13 protein-coding genes are annotated in these 16,727 nt (G+C 70.3%); 8 read left to right on the top strand and 5 right to left on the bottom strand.

Annotation, left to right across the window (positions count from 1 at the left end; genetic code table 11):
- Window positions 1-8: 8 nt before the first annotated feature.
- Window positions 9-2,546 carry a DNA gyrase/topoisomerase IV subunit A gene (locus H563_RS14460; protein ID WP_022880883.1) on the bottom strand — a complete coding sequence of 846 codons (2,538 nt, stop codon included), beginning with the start codon at window positions 2,544-2,546 and terminating at the stop codon, window positions 9-11.
- 55 nt (window positions 2,547-2,601) lie between these two features.
- Between H563_RS14460 and H563_RS0101620 the strand changes: the two genes are divergently transcribed.
- A complete protein-coding gene (locus H563_RS0101620) occupies window positions 2,602-3,762 on the top strand; it encodes an alkaline phosphatase family protein (protein WP_022880882.1) in 1,161 nt (386 codons plus the stop codon).
- A 31-nt stretch (window positions 3,763-3,793) separates the two neighbouring features.
- On the top strand, window positions 3,794-4,300 hold the full coding sequence (locus tag H563_RS14455) for an NUDIX domain-containing protein (RefSeq protein ID WP_155864950.1): 507 nt from the start codon (window positions 3,794-3,796) through the stop codon (window positions 4,298-4,300).
- A gap of 3 nt (window positions 4,301-4,303) precedes the next feature.
- Here H563_RS14455 and sepH read toward each other — a convergent pair whose 3' ends face one another.
- On the bottom strand, window positions 4,304-5,338 hold the full coding sequence (gene sepH, locus H563_RS0101610; protein ID WP_022880880.1) for a septation protein SepH: 1,035 nt from the start codon (window positions 5,336-5,338) through the stop codon (window positions 4,304-4,306).
- Between the two features lie 204 nt (window positions 5,339-5,542).
- Here sepH and H563_RS0101605 point away from each other — a divergent pair, with 204 nt between their 5' ends.
- The gene (locus H563_RS0101605; RefSeq protein ID WP_027478971.1) at window positions 5,543-5,833 is read left to right on the top strand and encodes a DUF4193 domain-containing protein; all 291 of its coding nucleotides are present in this window, start codon (window positions 5,543-5,545) and stop codon (window positions 5,831-5,833) included.
- A gap of 104 nt (window positions 5,834-5,937) precedes the next feature.
- Here the strand turns inward: H563_RS0101605 and H563_RS0101600 are convergent, their stop codons facing one another.
- Window positions 5,938-6,381 (bottom strand): DUF3093 domain-containing protein, encoded by a 444-nt coding sequence (locus tag H563_RS0101600; protein WP_027478970.1) that lies wholly within the window; start codon window positions 6,379-6,381, stop codon window positions 5,938-5,940.
- Between the two features lie 54 nt (window positions 6,382-6,435).
- Between H563_RS0101600 and dut the strand changes: the two genes are divergently transcribed.
- The 5 genes from dut (at window position 6,436) to dxs (ending at window position 13,120) form a co-directional block, all read left to right on the top strand.
- On the top strand, window positions 6,436-6,891 hold the full coding sequence (gene dut, locus H563_RS0101595; RefSeq protein WP_022880879.1) for a dUTP diphosphatase: 456 nt from the start codon (window positions 6,436-6,438) through the stop codon (window positions 6,889-6,891).
- A complete protein-coding gene (locus tag H563_RS0101590; RefSeq protein WP_022880878.1) occupies window positions 6,888-7,484 on the top strand; it encodes a DUF3710 domain-containing protein in 597 nt (198 codons plus the stop codon). Before dut ends, H563_RS0101590 begins: the two co-directional genes overlap by 4 nt.
- Window positions 7,481-8,224: a DUF3159 domain-containing protein gene (locus tag H563_RS14450; RefSeq protein WP_022880877.1), complete on the top strand. Its 744-nt coding sequence runs from the start codon at window positions 7,481-7,483 to the stop codon at window positions 8,222-8,224. Before H563_RS0101590 ends, H563_RS14450 begins: the two co-directional genes overlap by 4 nt.
- A 55-nt stretch (window positions 8,225-8,279) precedes the next feature.
- On the top strand, window positions 8,280-11,114 hold the full coding sequence (gene acnA / locus H563_RS0101580; protein ID WP_022880876.1) for an aconitate hydratase AcnA: 2,835 nt from the start codon (window positions 8,280-8,282) through the stop codon (window positions 11,112-11,114).
- Window positions 11,115-11,176: 62 nt separating this feature from the next.
- Window positions 11,177-13,120, top strand: a complete 1,944-nt coding sequence (dxs, locus tag H563_RS0101575) for a 1-deoxy-D-xylulose-5-phosphate synthase (protein ID WP_022880875.1) — start codon at window positions 11,177-11,179, stop codon at window positions 13,118-13,120.
- Between the two features lie 127 nt (window positions 13,121-13,247).
- On the opposite strand, the gene H563_RS14445 is transcribed toward dxs, so the two are convergent.
- On the bottom strand, window positions 13,248-15,440 hold the full coding sequence (locus tag H563_RS14445) for a 3-hydroxyacyl-CoA dehydrogenase NAD-binding domain-containing protein (protein WP_022880874.1): 2,193 nt from the start codon (window positions 15,438-15,440) through the stop codon (window positions 13,248-13,250).
- A gap of 38 nt (window positions 15,441-15,478) precedes the next feature.
- Window positions 15,479-16,672, bottom strand: coding sequence for a thiolase family protein (locus H563_RS0101565; protein ID WP_027478967.1), 1,194 nt, complete (start codon window positions 16,670-16,672; stop codon window positions 15,479-15,481).
- Between the last annotated feature and the right edge of the window lie 55 nt (window positions 16,673-16,727).

Below are 16,727 nucleotides of genomic sequence, written 5' to 3'. Positions count from 1 at the left end.
GCGACGCGCTAGAAGAGCGTGTCGCCGTCGGCGGACGCCTCGGCGGTCGACGCGGCGGCCGGCAGCACGAGGCGCTCGGCCCCCACGGCGGCGCCGACCGAGGCGATCAGGTTGTCGAGCGGCTGCCCGCTCGCGTCGCGCTTGGCGAGGGTCTCGGGCAGCTGGCGCGCCGCCCCGTCCGAGGCGACGGCGCGGGCCGGCGCCGGGCCCGCCCAGGCGAGCGAGAGCATGCCCTCGCCCTTGAGGAACGCGTGGGCGCGCACGCCTCCGGTGGCCCGGCCCTTGCCGGGGAACTCGGCGAAGGACGTCACCTTGCCGCGCCCGGGGTCGGTGCCCGGCAGCGTCGCGGCCGGAACCGAGACGGTCACCACGACGTTCTCCGTCTCGGGGTCGACGACCGAGAAGGCGACGGCCCGCGCCTCGGCGCCGAGCTTGATGCCGGCCATGCCGCCGGCGGCCGCGCCCTGGGGACGCACGGCGGCGGCGGCGAAGTGCAGCAGCTGGGCGTCGGAGGAGACGAACACGAGCTCGCGCCCGTCCGGCGCCTCGGCGGCGCCGATCACCTCGTCGCCCGGCTTGAGCGCGATGACCTCGAACTCGGGCCGGTTCGGCCAGGCCCCGGAGGCGACCCGCTTGACCACGCCCTGCGCGGTGCCGAGGGCCAGCGGCGCGCCATCCGCCTGCAGCGAGAACACGGCGAGCACGCGCTCGCCCTTGCCGAGCCCGCCGAGGTATTCGGCGATGCGCGCGCCGGCGGCGAGGTGGATCGAGTTGGCGGGCACGACCGGCAGGTCGACGGGCGAGAAGCGGATGGCGCGGCCCAGGTTCGTGACGGCCGCGATCTCCGCCCGGCTCGTGGTCACCAGCGCCGACAGCACCGCATCGTGCTTGGACCGGCGGGGGGCGACGGCCGGCGGCTCGGCGCCGGGTGCGAGGTCGACCCGCACGGCTCGGCCCGTCGTGGAGAGGTAGACGATGGTGGGGGAGTCCGCGATCTCCAGCGCGGCGCCCGCGCCGGCCGCCGCCTTCTTGCCGACCTTGGCGATCGACGGCGGCGCCTCGGTGAGCAGCGTGCGCCGCGGGGTGCCGTACTTCTCGGCGACCGCGTCGAGCTCCTCGGCGACGACCTCGCGGATGCGCGCCTCGGAGGCGAGGATCGCCTCCAGCTCGGCGATCTCGGCCTGCAGCTGGTCGCGCTCGGCCTCGAGCTCGATCCGGCTGAACTTGGTGAGGCGGCGCAGCCGCAGCTCGAGGATGTACTCGGCCTGCAGTTGCGACAGGTCGAACACCTGCTGCAGTCGGCTCGCGGCCTGGGCCGAGTCGTCCGAGGTGCGGATGACCTGGATGACCTCGTCGATGTCGAGGATCGCGATGAGCAGCCCCTCCACCAGGTGCAGGCGCTCCTGCCGGCGGGCGAGGCGGAAGCGCGAGCGGCGGGTGACCACCTCGACCCGGTGGTCGAGGTAGACGCGCAGCAGGTCCTTCAGGCCGAGCGTCTGCGGGCCGCCGTCGACGAGGGCGACGTTGTTGATCGAGAAGCCGTCTTCGAGCGGGGTCTGCTTGTACAGCTGCTCGAGCACGGCCTCGGGGTTGAAGCCGGTCTTGATCCCGATGACGAGGCGCAGCCCATGCTGCCGGTCGGACAGGTCGGTGACGTCGGAGATGCCGTTCAGCTTCTTCGCGTTGACGCCGTCCTTGATCTTCTCGATCACCTTCTCCGGGCCGACGAGGTAGGGCAGCTCGGTGATCACGATGCCGGACTTGCGCGCGGTGATCTGCTCGACGCGGGCCTTCGCCCGGGTGCGGAAGCTGCCGCGGCCGGTTTCGTACGCCTCGCGGATGCCGGACAGGCCCACGATGGTGCCGCCGCCCGGCAGGTCGGGGCCCGGCAGGTACGCCATCAGCTCGTCGAGCGTGGCCTCCGGGTTCTCCAGCAGGTGCTTGGCGGCCCCGACGACCTCGATCAGATTGTGCGGCGCCATGTTGGTCGCCATGCCGACGGCGATGCCGCTCGCGCCGTTGACCAGCAGGTTGGGGATGGCGCTCGGCAGCACCACCGGCTCCTGCAGCTGGGCGTCGTAGTTGGGGCGGAAATCGACGGTGTCCTCGTCGATGTCGGCCGTCATCTCGAGCGCGACGGCGGCGAGCCGCGCCTCCGTGTACCGGGAGGCCGCCGGACCGTCGTCGAGCGAGCCGAAGTTGCCGTGGCCGTCGACGAGCGGCACCCGCAGGGTGAAGTCCTGCGCCATGCGCACGAGCGCGTCGTAGATGGCGCCGTCGCCGTGCGGGTGCAGCTTGCCCATCACCTCGCCCGTGACGCGGGCCGACTTCACGTGACCGCGATCGGGGCGCAGCCCCATCTCGCTCATCATGTAGAGGATGCGCCGCTGCACCGGCTTCAGACCGTCCCGCGCGTCCGGCAGGGCCCGCGCGTAGATCACGGAGTAGGCGTACTCGAGGTACGAGCCCTGCATCTCGGTCGAGACGTCGACGTCTTCGATGCGTTCTGCGATCTCGTCGGGGGGAGTGCGGTCTGCTGGGCTCATTCGTGCAATCTGTCGGTCAACCGGAGGCGCCCGGGCCGCATGGCAGACTGGGCGCATGGCGATGCTACCGACCGCGTATGCGGGATCTGTGAGCCTCGCCGCAGTGCTCGCCGGTTGCCTCGCCGCCATCGAGCGGCGCGAGGGCGAGCTCCCGTTCCCGGTCGCCTCCCGCGGCGTCGACCGGGCGGTGGTGGTGCTCGTCGACGGGCTCGGCGCGCAGCTGCTCAAGGCCCGCGGCGGGCACGCCCGCACGCTCGCCCCGCGGCTGAACCGCGGCACGACCATCGACAGCGGGTTCCCCACCACGACCGCCGTCGCCCTCGCGAACCTCTGCACCGGGGCCTACCCGGGGCAGCACGGAATGGTCGGGTACGAGGTCGTCGACCCGGCATCCGATCGCGTGTTCAACCAGCTGAGCGGATGGCGCGGCGAGCCGTCCCCGGAGAGCTGGCAGCTGCGCCCCACCGTCTTCGAGCGCGCCCAGGCGGCCGGGGTTCCCGCGTACGTGATCGGCGACGCCAAGTACGCCGACTCGAGCCTCACCCGCGCCATCCACCGCGGCGCCGCCTACGTCTCCGCCGGTTCGATGGCCGATCGCGTCGACGAGGCGCTGAAGATCTTCGCCGAGGGCGGCCGGCGGCTCGTCTACCTCTACGTTCCCGAGCTCGACATGGCCTCGCACCAGTACGGCTGGCAGTCGACGCAGTGGACGGCGGCGCTCGAGGAGCTCGACGCGGCCGTCGCCCGGCTCGACGCCGGCCTGCGGCCCGGCGAGGGCGCGCTCGTCACCGCCGATCACGGCTCGGTCGACATCGCCCCCGGCGGCAAGGTCTTCTTCGATCGCGTTCCGGAGCTGATCGAGGGGGTGCGGCACGTGGCCGGCGACTACCGCTGCCCGCAGCTGCACCTCGAGCACGGCGCGAGCGACGGCGACCTCGCGCGCCTCGCCGCCGCGTGGCGCGAAGCGGAGGGCCACCGCGCGTGGGTCGCCACGCGCGACGAGGCGGTCGCCAACGGATGGTTCGGACCGGACGGCGTCGGCGACGCAGTGCTGCCCCGCATCGGCGACCTCCTCATCGCCGCGCGCGCCCAGGTCGTGTACTACGACACGAGGTCGTCGAGCGAGCAGGCCTGGGCGATGGTCGGCCAGCACGGCTCGTTCAGCCCCGAAGAGGTCAAGGTGCCCCTGATCGGATTCGGCGCCTTCGCCGCCTGATGGCCGCCGCGGGGTATCTGTAGGGGAGCGCGTGACCGACATCTTTTCGGACGATCGAAACCGTCAGGACGACAGGGCGTTGCGCTCCCTTGGCCCGATTGCTGTCCCAAGACCTGATCGGGTCACCTCGGTCGCAGTAGTTCCGATCGATGTGGATTCTGGCCTGATGCTCGCCGTCGTCCTGACAGACCGCGGCATCGACATCCCTGGCGGTCACACACAGCGCAGCGACGCGACGTCCGAGGACACCGCCCGAAGAGAGTGCCTCGAGGAGGCGGGCATTGAACTCGGCGCGCTCTGGCTCGTCGACGTCGTCGAGTCCGACTACTACGGCTCGTCACCGCGCGAGCTGACGTACATGCTCATCTTTGGCGCTGAAATCAGCCGTTTGCTGCCCTTCACTCCGTCGTCGGAGTCGACCGCCCGCGAAGCGATGGAGCCATCACGCTTTCTTGATCGCTACACCGCCGGCGATAAGGACTTGATGGAGAGCTGGGTCCGAGCGGCGTTCACGCGAGTCCGCGCTCGCACCAACTGACCGTCAGGCCGGGTTGTTGCCGTCGTCGTCGCCGCGAGGGCCGAAGACGATCTCGTCCCAGCTGGGCATCGAGGCGCGCCCGCGCCGGCGGCTGCCGAGGGGGCCGGTGTCGTTGCGGGTGTAGCCGCCGGCGTTCGCCGCCACCGGGGCGGGGCCAGAATCGGGCGCCGGCTCACCGCTTCCGGAGCGCGGCTCGTCGGCGGGCGGCATGTCGAGCTCGATCGGCTGCGAGTCCTCCTTCGCGGCCTCCCGCTCGCCGCGGCGGCGCCGCAGCGCCTCCAGCAGGTCGGCGGTGTTCTGCACGTCCTTGGGCTCGCCGTCGTCGCTGCGCTTGACGGTGCCCGTCGCGGGCAGTTGCGGCACCGCCTCGGGGCGCCGTGGCTCGACGAACTCGAACTGACCGCTGTCGAACTTCGCGTCGTCGGAGACGATCGGGGTGACGGCGCGCAGGCGGGGGATGAGTCCGTGCTGGGGCAGCTCGCCCTGCTGGGACAGAGTGGTCGCCTCGGCGTTCGCGGGGGAGAGGGACGACTTGCGCGGGTCGTAGTTCCAGCGGGCGTCGTGGTCGATGTCGTCGGAGGTGAAGGACAGCTTGACGACCCAGCCGCCGTCCTCCTCCTTCCAGCTCGCCCAGCGCTCGCCGGTCGCCCCGAGCGCCTCGAGCCGCTCCCGCACCACGCTGCCGAAGGTGGTCACCTCGTCGCCGAGCACGTCGACGTCGCTGGTCGTGCGCACCGGCACCGCGAGGGCCTGGGCCACGATGTGCTCGCGCTCGGCGATGATCGGGCCCTCGAAGCGCTGCACGTACTCCAGGCTGGCGCCCGTGAGCTGCGCCACGTCCTCGGCGGACATTCCGCCGCGGATGTGCGCCTGGATCTCGCGCGGCGAGATCTTCACGCCGCCGGGCTGCTGCTCGACCCGGAGCTGCTTGAGCTTCGACTGCAGCACCTCGTCGATGGCGATGCGGTATCGCTCGCCGTCGTCGTTCGCAGCGAGAAGGGCGCCGCTCTCGACTCCGATGACCTTCAAATCCTGCATGTGCACACGCCTTCCGAGCTGACTGGGTACGTTCCGCAGGATGCCACGGAATGACCCCGCGACCCGGGAATACCGTGGGCGTGCCGCGAGTTTGGAAAGCGTCACCGCCGAACGGGTCGAATCGGTTTGATTTCCACCGGCGGATGATGCAAACTGTCGCCGCCGATCCGCTGATCGGCGCGCAATTTCGAAAAGTGGATGGGCATGGCAACCGACTACGACGCACCTCGTAAGAACGAAGACGAATCAGAATCGATCGAGGCGCTGAAGGAGCGGGTACCCGACAAAGGCTCTGCCGTCATCGATGAAGACCCCGACAACCCCTCGGGCTTCGAGCTGCAGGGTGCGGACCTCTCCGACCTCGACCTCGACGTGGTCGTCCTCCCGCCGCAGGCTGACGAGTTCACGTGCGTCAGCTGCTTCCTCGTGAAGCACCGCTCCCAGCTGGACCACGAGACCAAGCTCGGTCCGATCTGCATGGAGTGCGCTGCCTGAGCGCGACCTCGCCGCGAGAGATCACAGCGAACAACAGACAGGGCTACGGCATTCGCCGCAGCCCTTTTCTGTGTGCGCGTCCCTTCCGGGTGCAGGGGGATGCCTCACGCCGCCGCATGCAGCGAGTTCAGCACCTCGGCCAGCTGATGGGGACGGCGGGTCGACACGAGCCAGTAGGGCACCGGGTCGTCGGCATCCGTGATCTCGACCTTGACCACCGGGAGCGAGCCGCGCAGCAGCAGCCAGGCGCGCGCGTCCAGCCGCACCCCGCGCTGCGCCCGGGCCTCGGCGCCGGTGAACGGCTGCACCGAGCCCACGAACTCCCGCTCGACGCTGGCCCGGCCGGCCCGGAACTCGGCGTCGGTGACCTCGAGCACGGGCGCCGAGGCGAGCAGCGCGGCCACGATCGCGAGGTACATCAGCACCGCGAGCACGACGCCCACCGTGGGGTTGATCGGCAGGAACACGAGCAGCACGGCGGGGACGACGAGGAAGCAGGCGGCGAACAGCCAAGGCGCGGCATAGAGCCGCTCGCGGTACAGCGTCATACGCCCATTCAAGCGGAGCCGGCTGTGAGGCGATCTGCACTAGCCTCTCCTTCTGTGACCGAATCCGTCGACGTGCCGATCATCGCGTCATCCGTGCCCGTGTACGCGCATCCGGGAGACGCCGGCGCCGATCTGACGGCGGCGGAGGCGGTGCGGATCGAGCCGGGCCAGCGGGTCACCGTGGGCACCGGCGTGCGCGTCGCCCTTCCCGAGGGGTTCGCCGGGTTCGTCGTGCCGCGCAGCGGCCTGGCCGCCAGGCACGGCATCACGATCGTCAACGCGCCCGGCACCGTCGACGCCGGCTACCGCGGCGAGATCAAGGTCACACTGCTGAACACCGACCTGTCGGAGCCCTACGACGTCGCCGTCGGCGATCGCATCGCCCAGCTCGTCCTGGTGCCGATCGCGCAAGCGACCTTCCTGCCGGCGACCGCGCTGCCCGAGAGCGCGCGCGGCGAGGGCGGCTTCGGCTCGACGGGCTACTCGCACCAGTCTGGAGTCACCGCGTGAGCGACAACGAACCGATCGACTACGAGAAGTCGGCGCCCGAGGACCGCGCGACGGAGGGTCCCCTCGACGACACCGAGGCCAACCCCGTGCGCCCCTACATCGACCTGGGCGGGGTGAAGGTGCTGCCGCGCGAAGGCCTGCACCTGCGCCTCGAGGTCGAGGAGGAGACGCAGCGGGTCGTGGCCGTCGGCCTCGACTACGCGAACTCGACGCTGCAGGTGCAGCCGTTCGCCGCGCCCCGGTCGTCGGGGCTGTGGCACGAGATCCGCGAGCAGATCGGCCAGCAGGTCGCGGCGCAGGGCGGCCGGGTCACCGAGCGCGACGGGGCGTTCGGGCCCGAGCTGCTGGCCGAGATCCCGGTCGCCGGGGGGATGCCCGGCGAGACCCGCATCGCCCGGTTCATCGGCGTCGACGGGCCGCGCTGGTTCCTGCGCGGCGTCATCGCCGGGGACGCGGCCGTGCGGCCCGAGGCGGCCGCCGCCGTGGAAGACCTGTTCCGCAGCATCGTCGTGGTGCGCGGGTCGGCGCCCATGCCGCCGCGCGACCTCATCCCGCTGAAGATGCCTGCGACGCCCACCGCGCCCACCGCATGAGCGACGACGAGCGCGAGTCGCCCGACCTGCGAGAGGCGATCGGCGCGGCCGCCGCGAAGAACACCGGTCTCGGCGCCGTGGCGGGGGAGGACGCGCCCAGCGGCGCCGCGCTGCTGAAGGCGATGGGCGGCGTGCGCGGCCTGTGCGAGTCGGTGCTGCCGGGGCTCGCGTTCATCGTGCTCTACACGGTGCTGATCACCCCCGCGCCCGACGCCTCCGTGCCCGTCGCGCTCGGCGCATCCGTGCTCATCGCCCTCGTCTTCACCCTGTGGCGGGTGTTCGCGAAGGAGAACGCGACGCAGGCGGTCGCGGGCCTCGTCGGGGTCGCCGCCTCGGCCGTGCTCGCCATCGCGACCCACAAGCCGAGCGCCAACTTCTGGCTCGGGCTCGGCATCGACGGCCTCTACGGGGTCGTCTTCCTGATCTCCGCGCTCGTGCGCTGGCCGCTGATCGGGCTCGTCGTGGGGTACCTGTACGGCGACGGGATCGCATGGAAGAAGGACAAGGCGAAGTACCGGGTGGCGTTGTGGGCGACGCTGCTCTGGGTCGCGCTGTTCGCCGCCCGGCTCGTGGTCCAGCTCCCGATGGCGATCCGGGACGACACCGCGGCCCTCGCCATCGCCCACCTGCTCATGGGCGTTCCGCTATATGTGCCCGTGCTGCTCGTCACCTGGCTGCTCGTGCGCAGCGTGTACGCTCAGCCGAAGGGGGCCGACGCGTCCGATCCGACGTCATCCTGACCCTGGCAGCGCTGCTAGAGTTATCTCGACGTCAAGATAAATTTGACCGTTTCCGATGAAGGAGGCCGATACCGTGTCAGCAGTCAACAGCTTCGGCGCGAAGACGACACTGACGGTCGGTGGCACCGACTACGAGATCTTCAAGATCGCGAACGTCCCGGGGTATGAGAAGCTGCCGTTCAGCCTCAAGATCCTGCTCGAGAACCTGCTGCGCACGGAGGACGGCGCGAACGTCACCAAGGAGCAGATCGAAGCCCTCGGGGGCTGGGTGCCGCAGGCCGAGCCCGACACCGAGATCCAGTTCACCCCCGCCCGCGTGGTCATGCAGGACTTCACCGGCGTGCCCTGCATCGTCGACCTCGCCACCATGCGCGAGGCCGTCGCCCAGCTCGGCGGCGACCCCAAGAAGATCAACCCGCTGGCGCCGGCCGAGATGGTCATCGACCACTCCGTGATCGCCGACCTGTTCGGGCGCGAGGACGCGTTCGAGCGCAACGTCGAGATCGAGTACGAGCGCAACGGCGAGCGGTACCAGTTCCTGCGCTGGGGCCAGACCGCGTTCGACGACTTCAAGGTCGTGCCGCCCGGCACCGGCATCGTGCACCAGGTCAACATCGAATACCTCGCCCGGGTCACCTTCACCCGTGAGGTCGACGGCGTGCTGCAGGCCTACCCCGACACGCTGGTCGGCACCGACTCGCACACCACCATGGTCAACGGCCTCGGGGTGCTGGGCTGGGGCGTCGGCGGCATCGAGGCCGAGGCGGCCATGCTCGGCCAGCCCGTCTCGATGCTCATCCCGCGCGTCGTCGGCTTCAAGCTCACCGGCTCCATCCCGACCGGCGTCACCGCGACCGACGTGGTGCTCACGATCACCGACATGCTGCGCAAGCACGGCGTGGTCGGGAAGTTCGTGGAGTTCTACGGCGAGGGCGTCGCATCCGTGCCCCTCGCCAACCGCGCGACCATCGGCAACATGAGCCCCGAGTTCGGCTCCACCGCCGCGATCTTCCCCATCGACGACGTCACCCTCGACTACCTGCGCCTCACCGGCCGCGGCGAGGAGCAGGTCGCGCTCGTCGAGGCGTACTCCAAGGAGCAGTCGCTCTGGCACGACCCGTCCGTCGAGGCCGAGTACAGCGAGTACCTGGAACTCGACCTGTCGACGGTCGTGCCGTCGATCGCCGGCCCGAAGCGCCCGCAGGACCGCATCGCGCTCTCCGAGGCGAAGGAGCGGTTCGAGGCCGACCTGCTGAACTACGCCGACCCGGCCCCCGAGACCGACGTCGACGAGGCGGTCGCCGAGACCTTCCCCGCCTCCGACCCGATCGCGGTCGGCGCGCACTCCCACAACGGCGCCGTGCACCACGACGAGCACCGCAGCAACCCGCCGCAGGCCGTCTCGAAGCCCTCGCCGGTGAAACTGCCCGACGGCACGTCGTTCACGCTCGACCACGGCGCGGTCACCATCGCGGCCATCACCTCGTGCACCAACACCTCGAACCCGTCGGTCATGCTCGCCGCCGGCCTGCTCGCCCGCAACGCGGTGAAGAAGGGCCTGAAGGCCAAGCCGTGGGTGAAGACGACGCTCGCTCCCGGATCCCGCGTGGTCACCGAGTACTACGAGAAGGCCGGCCTCACCGACGACCTCGAGCAGCTCGGCTTCTACACCGTCGGCTACGGCTGCACCACCTGCATCGGCAACTCCGGCCCCCTCATCGAGGAGGTCTCGCAGGCGGTGAACGAGAACGACCTCGCCGTCACCGCGGTGCTCTCCGGCAACCGCAACTTCGAGGGCCGCATCAACCCCGACGTGAAGATGAACTACCTCGCGTCGCCGCCGCTCGTCGTCGCCTACGCCCTCGCCGGCTCGATGGACTTCGACTTCGAGAACGAGCCGCTGGGCACGGACTCCGACGGCAACCCGGTGTTCCTCAAGGACATCTGGCCGGCCGCCGACGAGGTGCAGAGCACCATCGACCACTCGATCAACAACGAGATGTTCACCCGCAACTATGCGTCCGTGTTCGAGGGCGACGACCGCTGGAAGAACCTGCCCACCCCGACCGGAGCCACCTTCGAGTGGAACGAGGAGTCGACCTACGTGCGCAAGCCCCCGTACTTCGAGGGCATGACGCTCGAGCCCGCGCCCGTGGTCGACATCACGGATGCACGCGTGCTGGCCAAGCTCGGCGACTCCGTCACCACCGACCACATCAGCCCCGCCGGTTCGATCAAGGCCGACAGCCCGGCGGGCCGCTACCTGGCCGAGCACGGGGTGGAGTTCAAGGACTTCAACTCCTACGGCTCCCGCCGCGGCAACCACGAGGTGATGATCCGCGGCACCTTCGCGAACATCCGCCTGAAGAACCAGCTGCTGAACGGCGTCGAGGGCGGCTACACCCGCGACTTCACCAAGCCGGACGGCCCGCAGGCGTTCATCTACGACGCGGCGATGAACTACCAGGCGCAGGGCACCCCGCTGGTCATCTTCGGCGGCAAGGAGTACGGCTCCGGTTCCAGCCGCGACTGGGCGGCGAAGGGCACCAACCTGCTCGGCGTCAAGGCGGTCATCGCCGAGAGCTTCGAGCGCATCCACCGCTCGAACCTGATCGGCATGGGCGTCGTCCCGCTGCAGTTCCCGGACGGCCAGTCGGCCGACTCGCTGGGCCTGGACGGCACCGAGGTCATCTCGATCGAGGGCCTGACGCAGCTCAACGAGGGCGCCACGCCCAAGACCGTGCACGTGACCGCCACGCCGAGCGAGCACTCGCCCGAGGGCAAGCAGCCGGTCGAGTTCGACGCGGTGGTGCGCATCGACACGCCGGGTGAGGCCGACTACTACCGCAACGGCGGCATCCTGCAGTACGTGCTGCGGTCGCTCGTCTAGGAAGGAACCGCGCGCCGCGGCATCCGTCAGGCTCTCGGATGCCGCGGCGTACGCTTTCACTCATGTCCCTGCTGGAACAGATCCGCGACCCGCGCGACCTCGACCGCCTCAGCGACGAGCAGCTCGCCGACCTCGCGGGCGAGATCAGGGCCTTCCTCATCGCCAACGTCGCGCGCACCGGCGGGCACCTCGGCCCCAACCTGGGCGTGGTGGAGCTGACCATCGCGATCCACCGGGTGTTCGACAGTCCGAAGGACCCGATCGTCTTCGATACCGGCCACCAGGCCTACGTGCACAAGCTGCTCACCGGCCGGCACGACTTCGCTCACCTGCGCCAGCGCGGGGGGATGGCCGGCTATCCGCAGCGCTCGGAGTCGGAGCACGACATCGTCGAGAGCTCGCACGCCTCGAGCTCCCTCTCCTGGGCCGACGGCATCAGCCGCGCCTTCACCGTGACCGGCCAGAGCGACCGGCACGTCGTCGCCGTCGTGGGCGACGGCGCGCTCACGGGCGGCATGACCTGGGAGGCGCTCAACAACATCACCGACGACAACGACCGCAACCTGGTCATCGTCGTCAACGACAACGGCCGCTCCTACGCCCCGACCATCGGCGGGATGGCGCGCTTCCTCAACGGCGTGCGCACGCAGGCGCTGTACCGCGACCTGTATCTCAAGTCACGCAGCGCGGCCGCCCGCGTCGGCGGGCCGGCCCAGGCGCTCTACCGCGGCGTGCGCGGCGCCCTGCACGGATTCCTCTCCCGCGCTGTCAACAACGACCAGCTGTACTCCAACCTCGACATCAAGTACATCGGGCCGGTGAACGGGCACGACATCGCCGCGATGGAGGAGGCGCTGCGCCAGGCCAAGAACTACGGCGCCCCCGTACTCGTGCATGCCATCACGCAGAAGGGCCGCGGCTACCAGCCCGCCCTCGACGACGAGGCCGACCAGTTCCACGCCGTCGGCCAGATCGACCCGGAGACGGGCGCCCCGGTCGCACAGCCGGCGTCCGGGCCGTCCTGGCCGAGCGTCTTCGCCGACGAGATCCTCGCGCTGGCCGAGCAGAACCCGCGGATCGTCGGCATCACGGCGGCGATGATGCGCTCGGTGGGACTGCACAAGCTCGCCGAGCGCTACCCGGAGCGCGTGCACGACGTGGGCATCGCCGAACAGCACGCGGTCACGAGCGCGGCCGGGCTCGCCTACGGCGGCCTCCACCCCGTGGTCGCCGTGTACGCTACGTTCATGAACCGCGCCTTCGATCAGGCGCTGATGGATGTCGCCCTGCACCGGGCCGGCGTCACCTTCGTGCTGCCGAGCTCGGGCGTCACCGGGCCCGACGGCCCGAGCCACCACGGCATGTGGGATCTGGCGCTGCTGCAGATCATCCCCGGGATGCGCCTCGCCGCACCGCGCGACGCCGCGCGGCTGCGCGAGGAGCTCGCCGAGGCCGTGGCCGTCGACGACGGCCCGACCGCGGTGCGCTTCCCGAAGGGCGCGGTCGGCGACGACATCCCGGCACTGCGCCGACTCGACGACGGGGTCGATCTGCTGCGCGAATCCGATCGCAAGGACGTGCTCTTCGTGCCGGTCGGCCCGTTCGCGCGCACCGCGCTGCGTGCGGCCGAGCTGCTCTCGGCGCAGGGCATCGGCTCGACGGTCGTCGACCCGCGCTGGGTCGTGCCGATCCCGCGCAGCATCGTCGCCCTGTCGGCCGAGCACCGCATCGTGATCACGATCGAAGACGGCATCCGCGTCGGCGGCATCGGCACCAGGCTGCGGCAGGACCTGCGCGCCGCCGGCATCGACACGGCCGTCGACGAGCTGGGCCTGCCCGACGACTTCCTCGCGCACGGCACCCGCGACGAGATCCTCGCCCAGGCGGGGCTCACCCCGCAGCGCATCGCCCGCGACGTGGTCGAACAGGTGCTCGGAAGCAAGGTTCCCCGCGCCCGCGCCGCAGAGGACACCGACACCGGCGCGGTGCCGCAGCACCGCGGCTGACGGCAGCCGCCCGGGCACGACCGGACCGCGCAGACCGAACGGCACAGACAGGACGATCGGGCACAGCCTCCGTGCGGAAGCCGTGCCCGATCGTCACATCTGCGCCCTGGGGGCGCGGCCGAAGGCGTCAGCCGACCAGCTGCTGCTCCTGCGGCGCCTCCTGCTGCGAGCGGCTCGCCGCCCCGAGGATCATCGGCGAGTGGAAGGTGCCGCCGAACACGCGCCGGCTCGCACCCACGCGGTCCAGGTAGGGCGTCAGGCCACCCATGTGGAACGGGTAGCCCGCGCCGAGGATGAGCGCCAGGTCGATGTCCTCAGGTGCGGAGACGACGCCCTCCTCGAGCATCCGATGCACCTCGTCGGCGAAGCCGTCCTGCACCGCCTGCAGCACCTGCTCCTTGGTGTGCGGCGTGGCCCCCGGGTTGAGGTTCGCCTTGACGATGCGCTCGGCCTCCTTGCTGATGCCCTTCACCTTGCCCTTGGCGTCCTTCTCGAGCAGCGGGCCGGCATCGGCCACCCGGTGCAGGTTGTCGGAGCGGTAGAAGCGGTCCGGCCAGGCGGCGTGGTGCGTGTCGAGCACGTGAGCGCCGACCTTCAGGCCGACCAGATCGAGCAGCACGGATGGCGGCATCGGCAGCCCGAGCGGGGCGAGCGCTTCGTCCACCACGGAGAACGGCGTGCCGTCGTCGACCGCGCGCATCGCCTCGCCGAGCACCTTCGCCAGCACGCGGTTGACGACGAACCCGGTCGAGTCGGTGGTGATGATGGCGTTCTTCTTCAGGTTCTTCGCCACCTGCATGGCCGTGGCGAGCGTCGCCTCGTCGGTCTTGGGCGCGTTCACGACCTCGACCAGCGGCATCACCGCGACCGGGTTGAAGAAGTGGAAGCCGACGAGCCGCTCGGGGTGCTCGAGCTTCGCACCGATCTTGTCGACGGACAGCGACGAGGTGTTGGTGGCGAACACCGTCTCGGGGGAGACGATCTTCTCGAAGTCGGCGAACACGTCCTGCTTCACCGAGAGCTCCTCGAACACGGCCTCGATCACCCAGTCGCAGTCCGCGTAGAGCGAGCGGTCGGTGGTGCCGGTGATGAGCGACTTCAGCTTGCTCAGCTGGTCCGGGTTGAGCCGGCCCTTGTCGGCGAGCTTCTGCAGCTCGTCGTGGATGTAGGCGAGGCCTTTGTCGACGCGCTCCTGGTCGAGGTCGGTGATCACGACCGGCACCTCGAGGCGGCGCAGGAACAGCAGCGCGAACTGGCTGGCCATGAGTCCGGCGCCGATCACGCCGACCTTCGTCACCTTCTTGGCCAGCGACTTGTCGGGCGCGCCCACCGGCTTCTTTGCGCGGTGCTGCACGAGGTTGAACGCGTAGATCGACGCCGCGAACTGGTCGCCGGAGATCAACTCGGCCAGCGCCTCGTCCTCACGGGCGAAACCGGCCTCGATGTCGTTGTCCTTTGCCTTGGCGAGCAGCTCGAGTGCGGCGTACGGGGCCTTGGGGACGAGGCCGATGCGGCTCTCCAGGCTCTCCCGGGCGATCTTGATGGCGACCGGCCACTTGACCGTGCGCTCGATGCGGCCCGGGGCGTTCGGGCGCTCGACCTTCACGCTGCCGCCGAGCACGCCGTCGGCCCACTTCAGCGAGTCCTCGAGGTAGTTGACGGCCGGGAAGATCGCGTCGACGATGCCGAAGTCCGCGACCTCCTGCGGCTTCAGCATCCGATTCATCTTCAGCGGGTTCTCGATGATCACCTTGAGGGCGTTCTCGATGCCGATCAGGTTGGGCAGCAGCGTGGCACCGCCCCAGCCGGGGATGATGCCGAGGAAGACCTCGGGGAAGGCGACCGCGGCGGCCGAGGCGTCGATGGTGCGGTAGGTGCAGTTCAGCGCCACCTCGAGGCCGCCGCCGAGGGCGAGGCCGTTGATGAAGCCGAACGACGGCACGCCCAGCTTGCCGAACTTGCCGAAGGTGGCGTGGCCGAGCTGGGCGAGCAGCTTCGCGGCCTCCTTGCTGGGGATGTCGTTGACCTTGCTCAGGTCGGCGCCGGCCGCCAGGATGAACGGCTTGCCGGTGATGGCGACCGCGTCGATCTCACCGGCGCCCGCGCGGCGGGTGAGCTCGTCGAGCACGCCGGAGAGCTCGAAGAGCGTCGCCGGGCCGAGCGTGTTCGGCCGGGTGTGGTCGCGGCCGTTGTCGAGGGTGATCAGGGCGAGCGTCTTGCCGCTGGGCAGGCGCACGTCTTTCACGTAGGAGTGGGAGACGACCTCGTCGCCGCTGAACTCGAGCAGCGGGGTGAAGTCGATGGTGCTGTAGTCCGTCATCGGGCGTGCAGTCCTTTCGTGTCGTCCTTGGGGCCCGCTCAGCGGCCGTTCCAGTTCGGGTTCTCCCAGATCACCGAGCCGCCCTGGCCGAGGCCGACGCACATGGCGGTCAACCCGTAGCGCACCTCGGGGTGCTCGGCGAACTGGCGGGCCAGCTGCATCATGAGGCGGGGGCCGGATGCGGCCAACGGGTGCCCGATCGCGATCGCGCCGCCCCACGGGTTCACGCGCGGGTCGTCGTCGTCGATGCCGAAGTGGTCGAGGAAGGAGAGCACCTGCACGCTGAACGCCTCGTTCAGCTCGAACAGGCCGATGTCGTCGATCGTGAGGCCGGCCTTGGCCAGCGCCTTCTCGGTGGCCGGGATGGGGCCCACGCCCATGACCTCGGGCTGCACGCCGGCGAACGCGTAGCCGACGAGCCGCATCTTCGGGGTGAGACCGTACTTCTTCACGGCGCCTTCGCCGGCCAGGAGCGACATCGTCGCGCCGTCGGTCAGCGGCGAGGAGTTGCCCGCGGTGACCTTGCCGTGCGGGCGGAACGGGGTCTTGAGCGTGGCGAGGACGTCCATCGTGGTGTCCGGGCGGCGGCCCTCGTCCTCGGTGGCGAGCCCCCAGCCGGCCTCGCTGCGAATGGCGACGGAGACGAGGTCGGGCTGGATCTTGCCGGCCTGGTACGCCGCCTCGACCTTCTGCTGGCTGCGCATGCCGTAGTAGTCGCTGCGCTCCTTGGTCAGCTCGGGGAAGCGGTCGTGCAGGCGCTCGGCGGTCTTGCCCATGAACAGGGCGTCCTCGCTCACGATCTTCTCGGAGACGAAACGCGGGTTCGGGTCGGCGTCGAGGCCCATCGGGTGGTGGCCCATGTGCTCCACACCACCGGCGAGGGCGACGTCGTACGCGCCGAACGCGATTCCGGACGCCATGGTGGTCACCGAGGTCATGCCGCCGGCGCACATGCGGTCGATGGCGAAGCCGGGCACCGACTCGGGCAGGCCCGCGAGGATCGCGGCCGTGCGGCCGAGGGTCAGCCCCTGGTCGCCCTGCTGGGTGGTGGCGGCGATGGCGACGTCGTCGATCGCGTCCTTGGGCACATTCGGGTTGCGCTCGAGCAGCCCCACGATCGTCTTCACCGCCAGGTCGTCCGCCCTGGTGTTCCAGTACATGCCCTTCTCACCGGCGCGCCCGAACGGAGTCCGGGTTCCATCGACGAAATACACCTCGGATGTCATGGCCACATTGCCCCTTCTTCGAACCGTGGAAATCTGCCTCGATCCTAGGAAGCCCGGTTCA

Origin of the sequence: Gryllotalpicola ginsengisoli DSM 22003 (assembly GCF_000419445.1) — a bacterium.
Lineage (GTDB): Bacteria > Actinomycetota > Actinomycetes > Actinomycetales > Microbacteriaceae > Gryllotalpicola > Gryllotalpicola ginsengisoli.
This window is presented reverse-complemented; position numbering and strand designations above follow the sequence as displayed.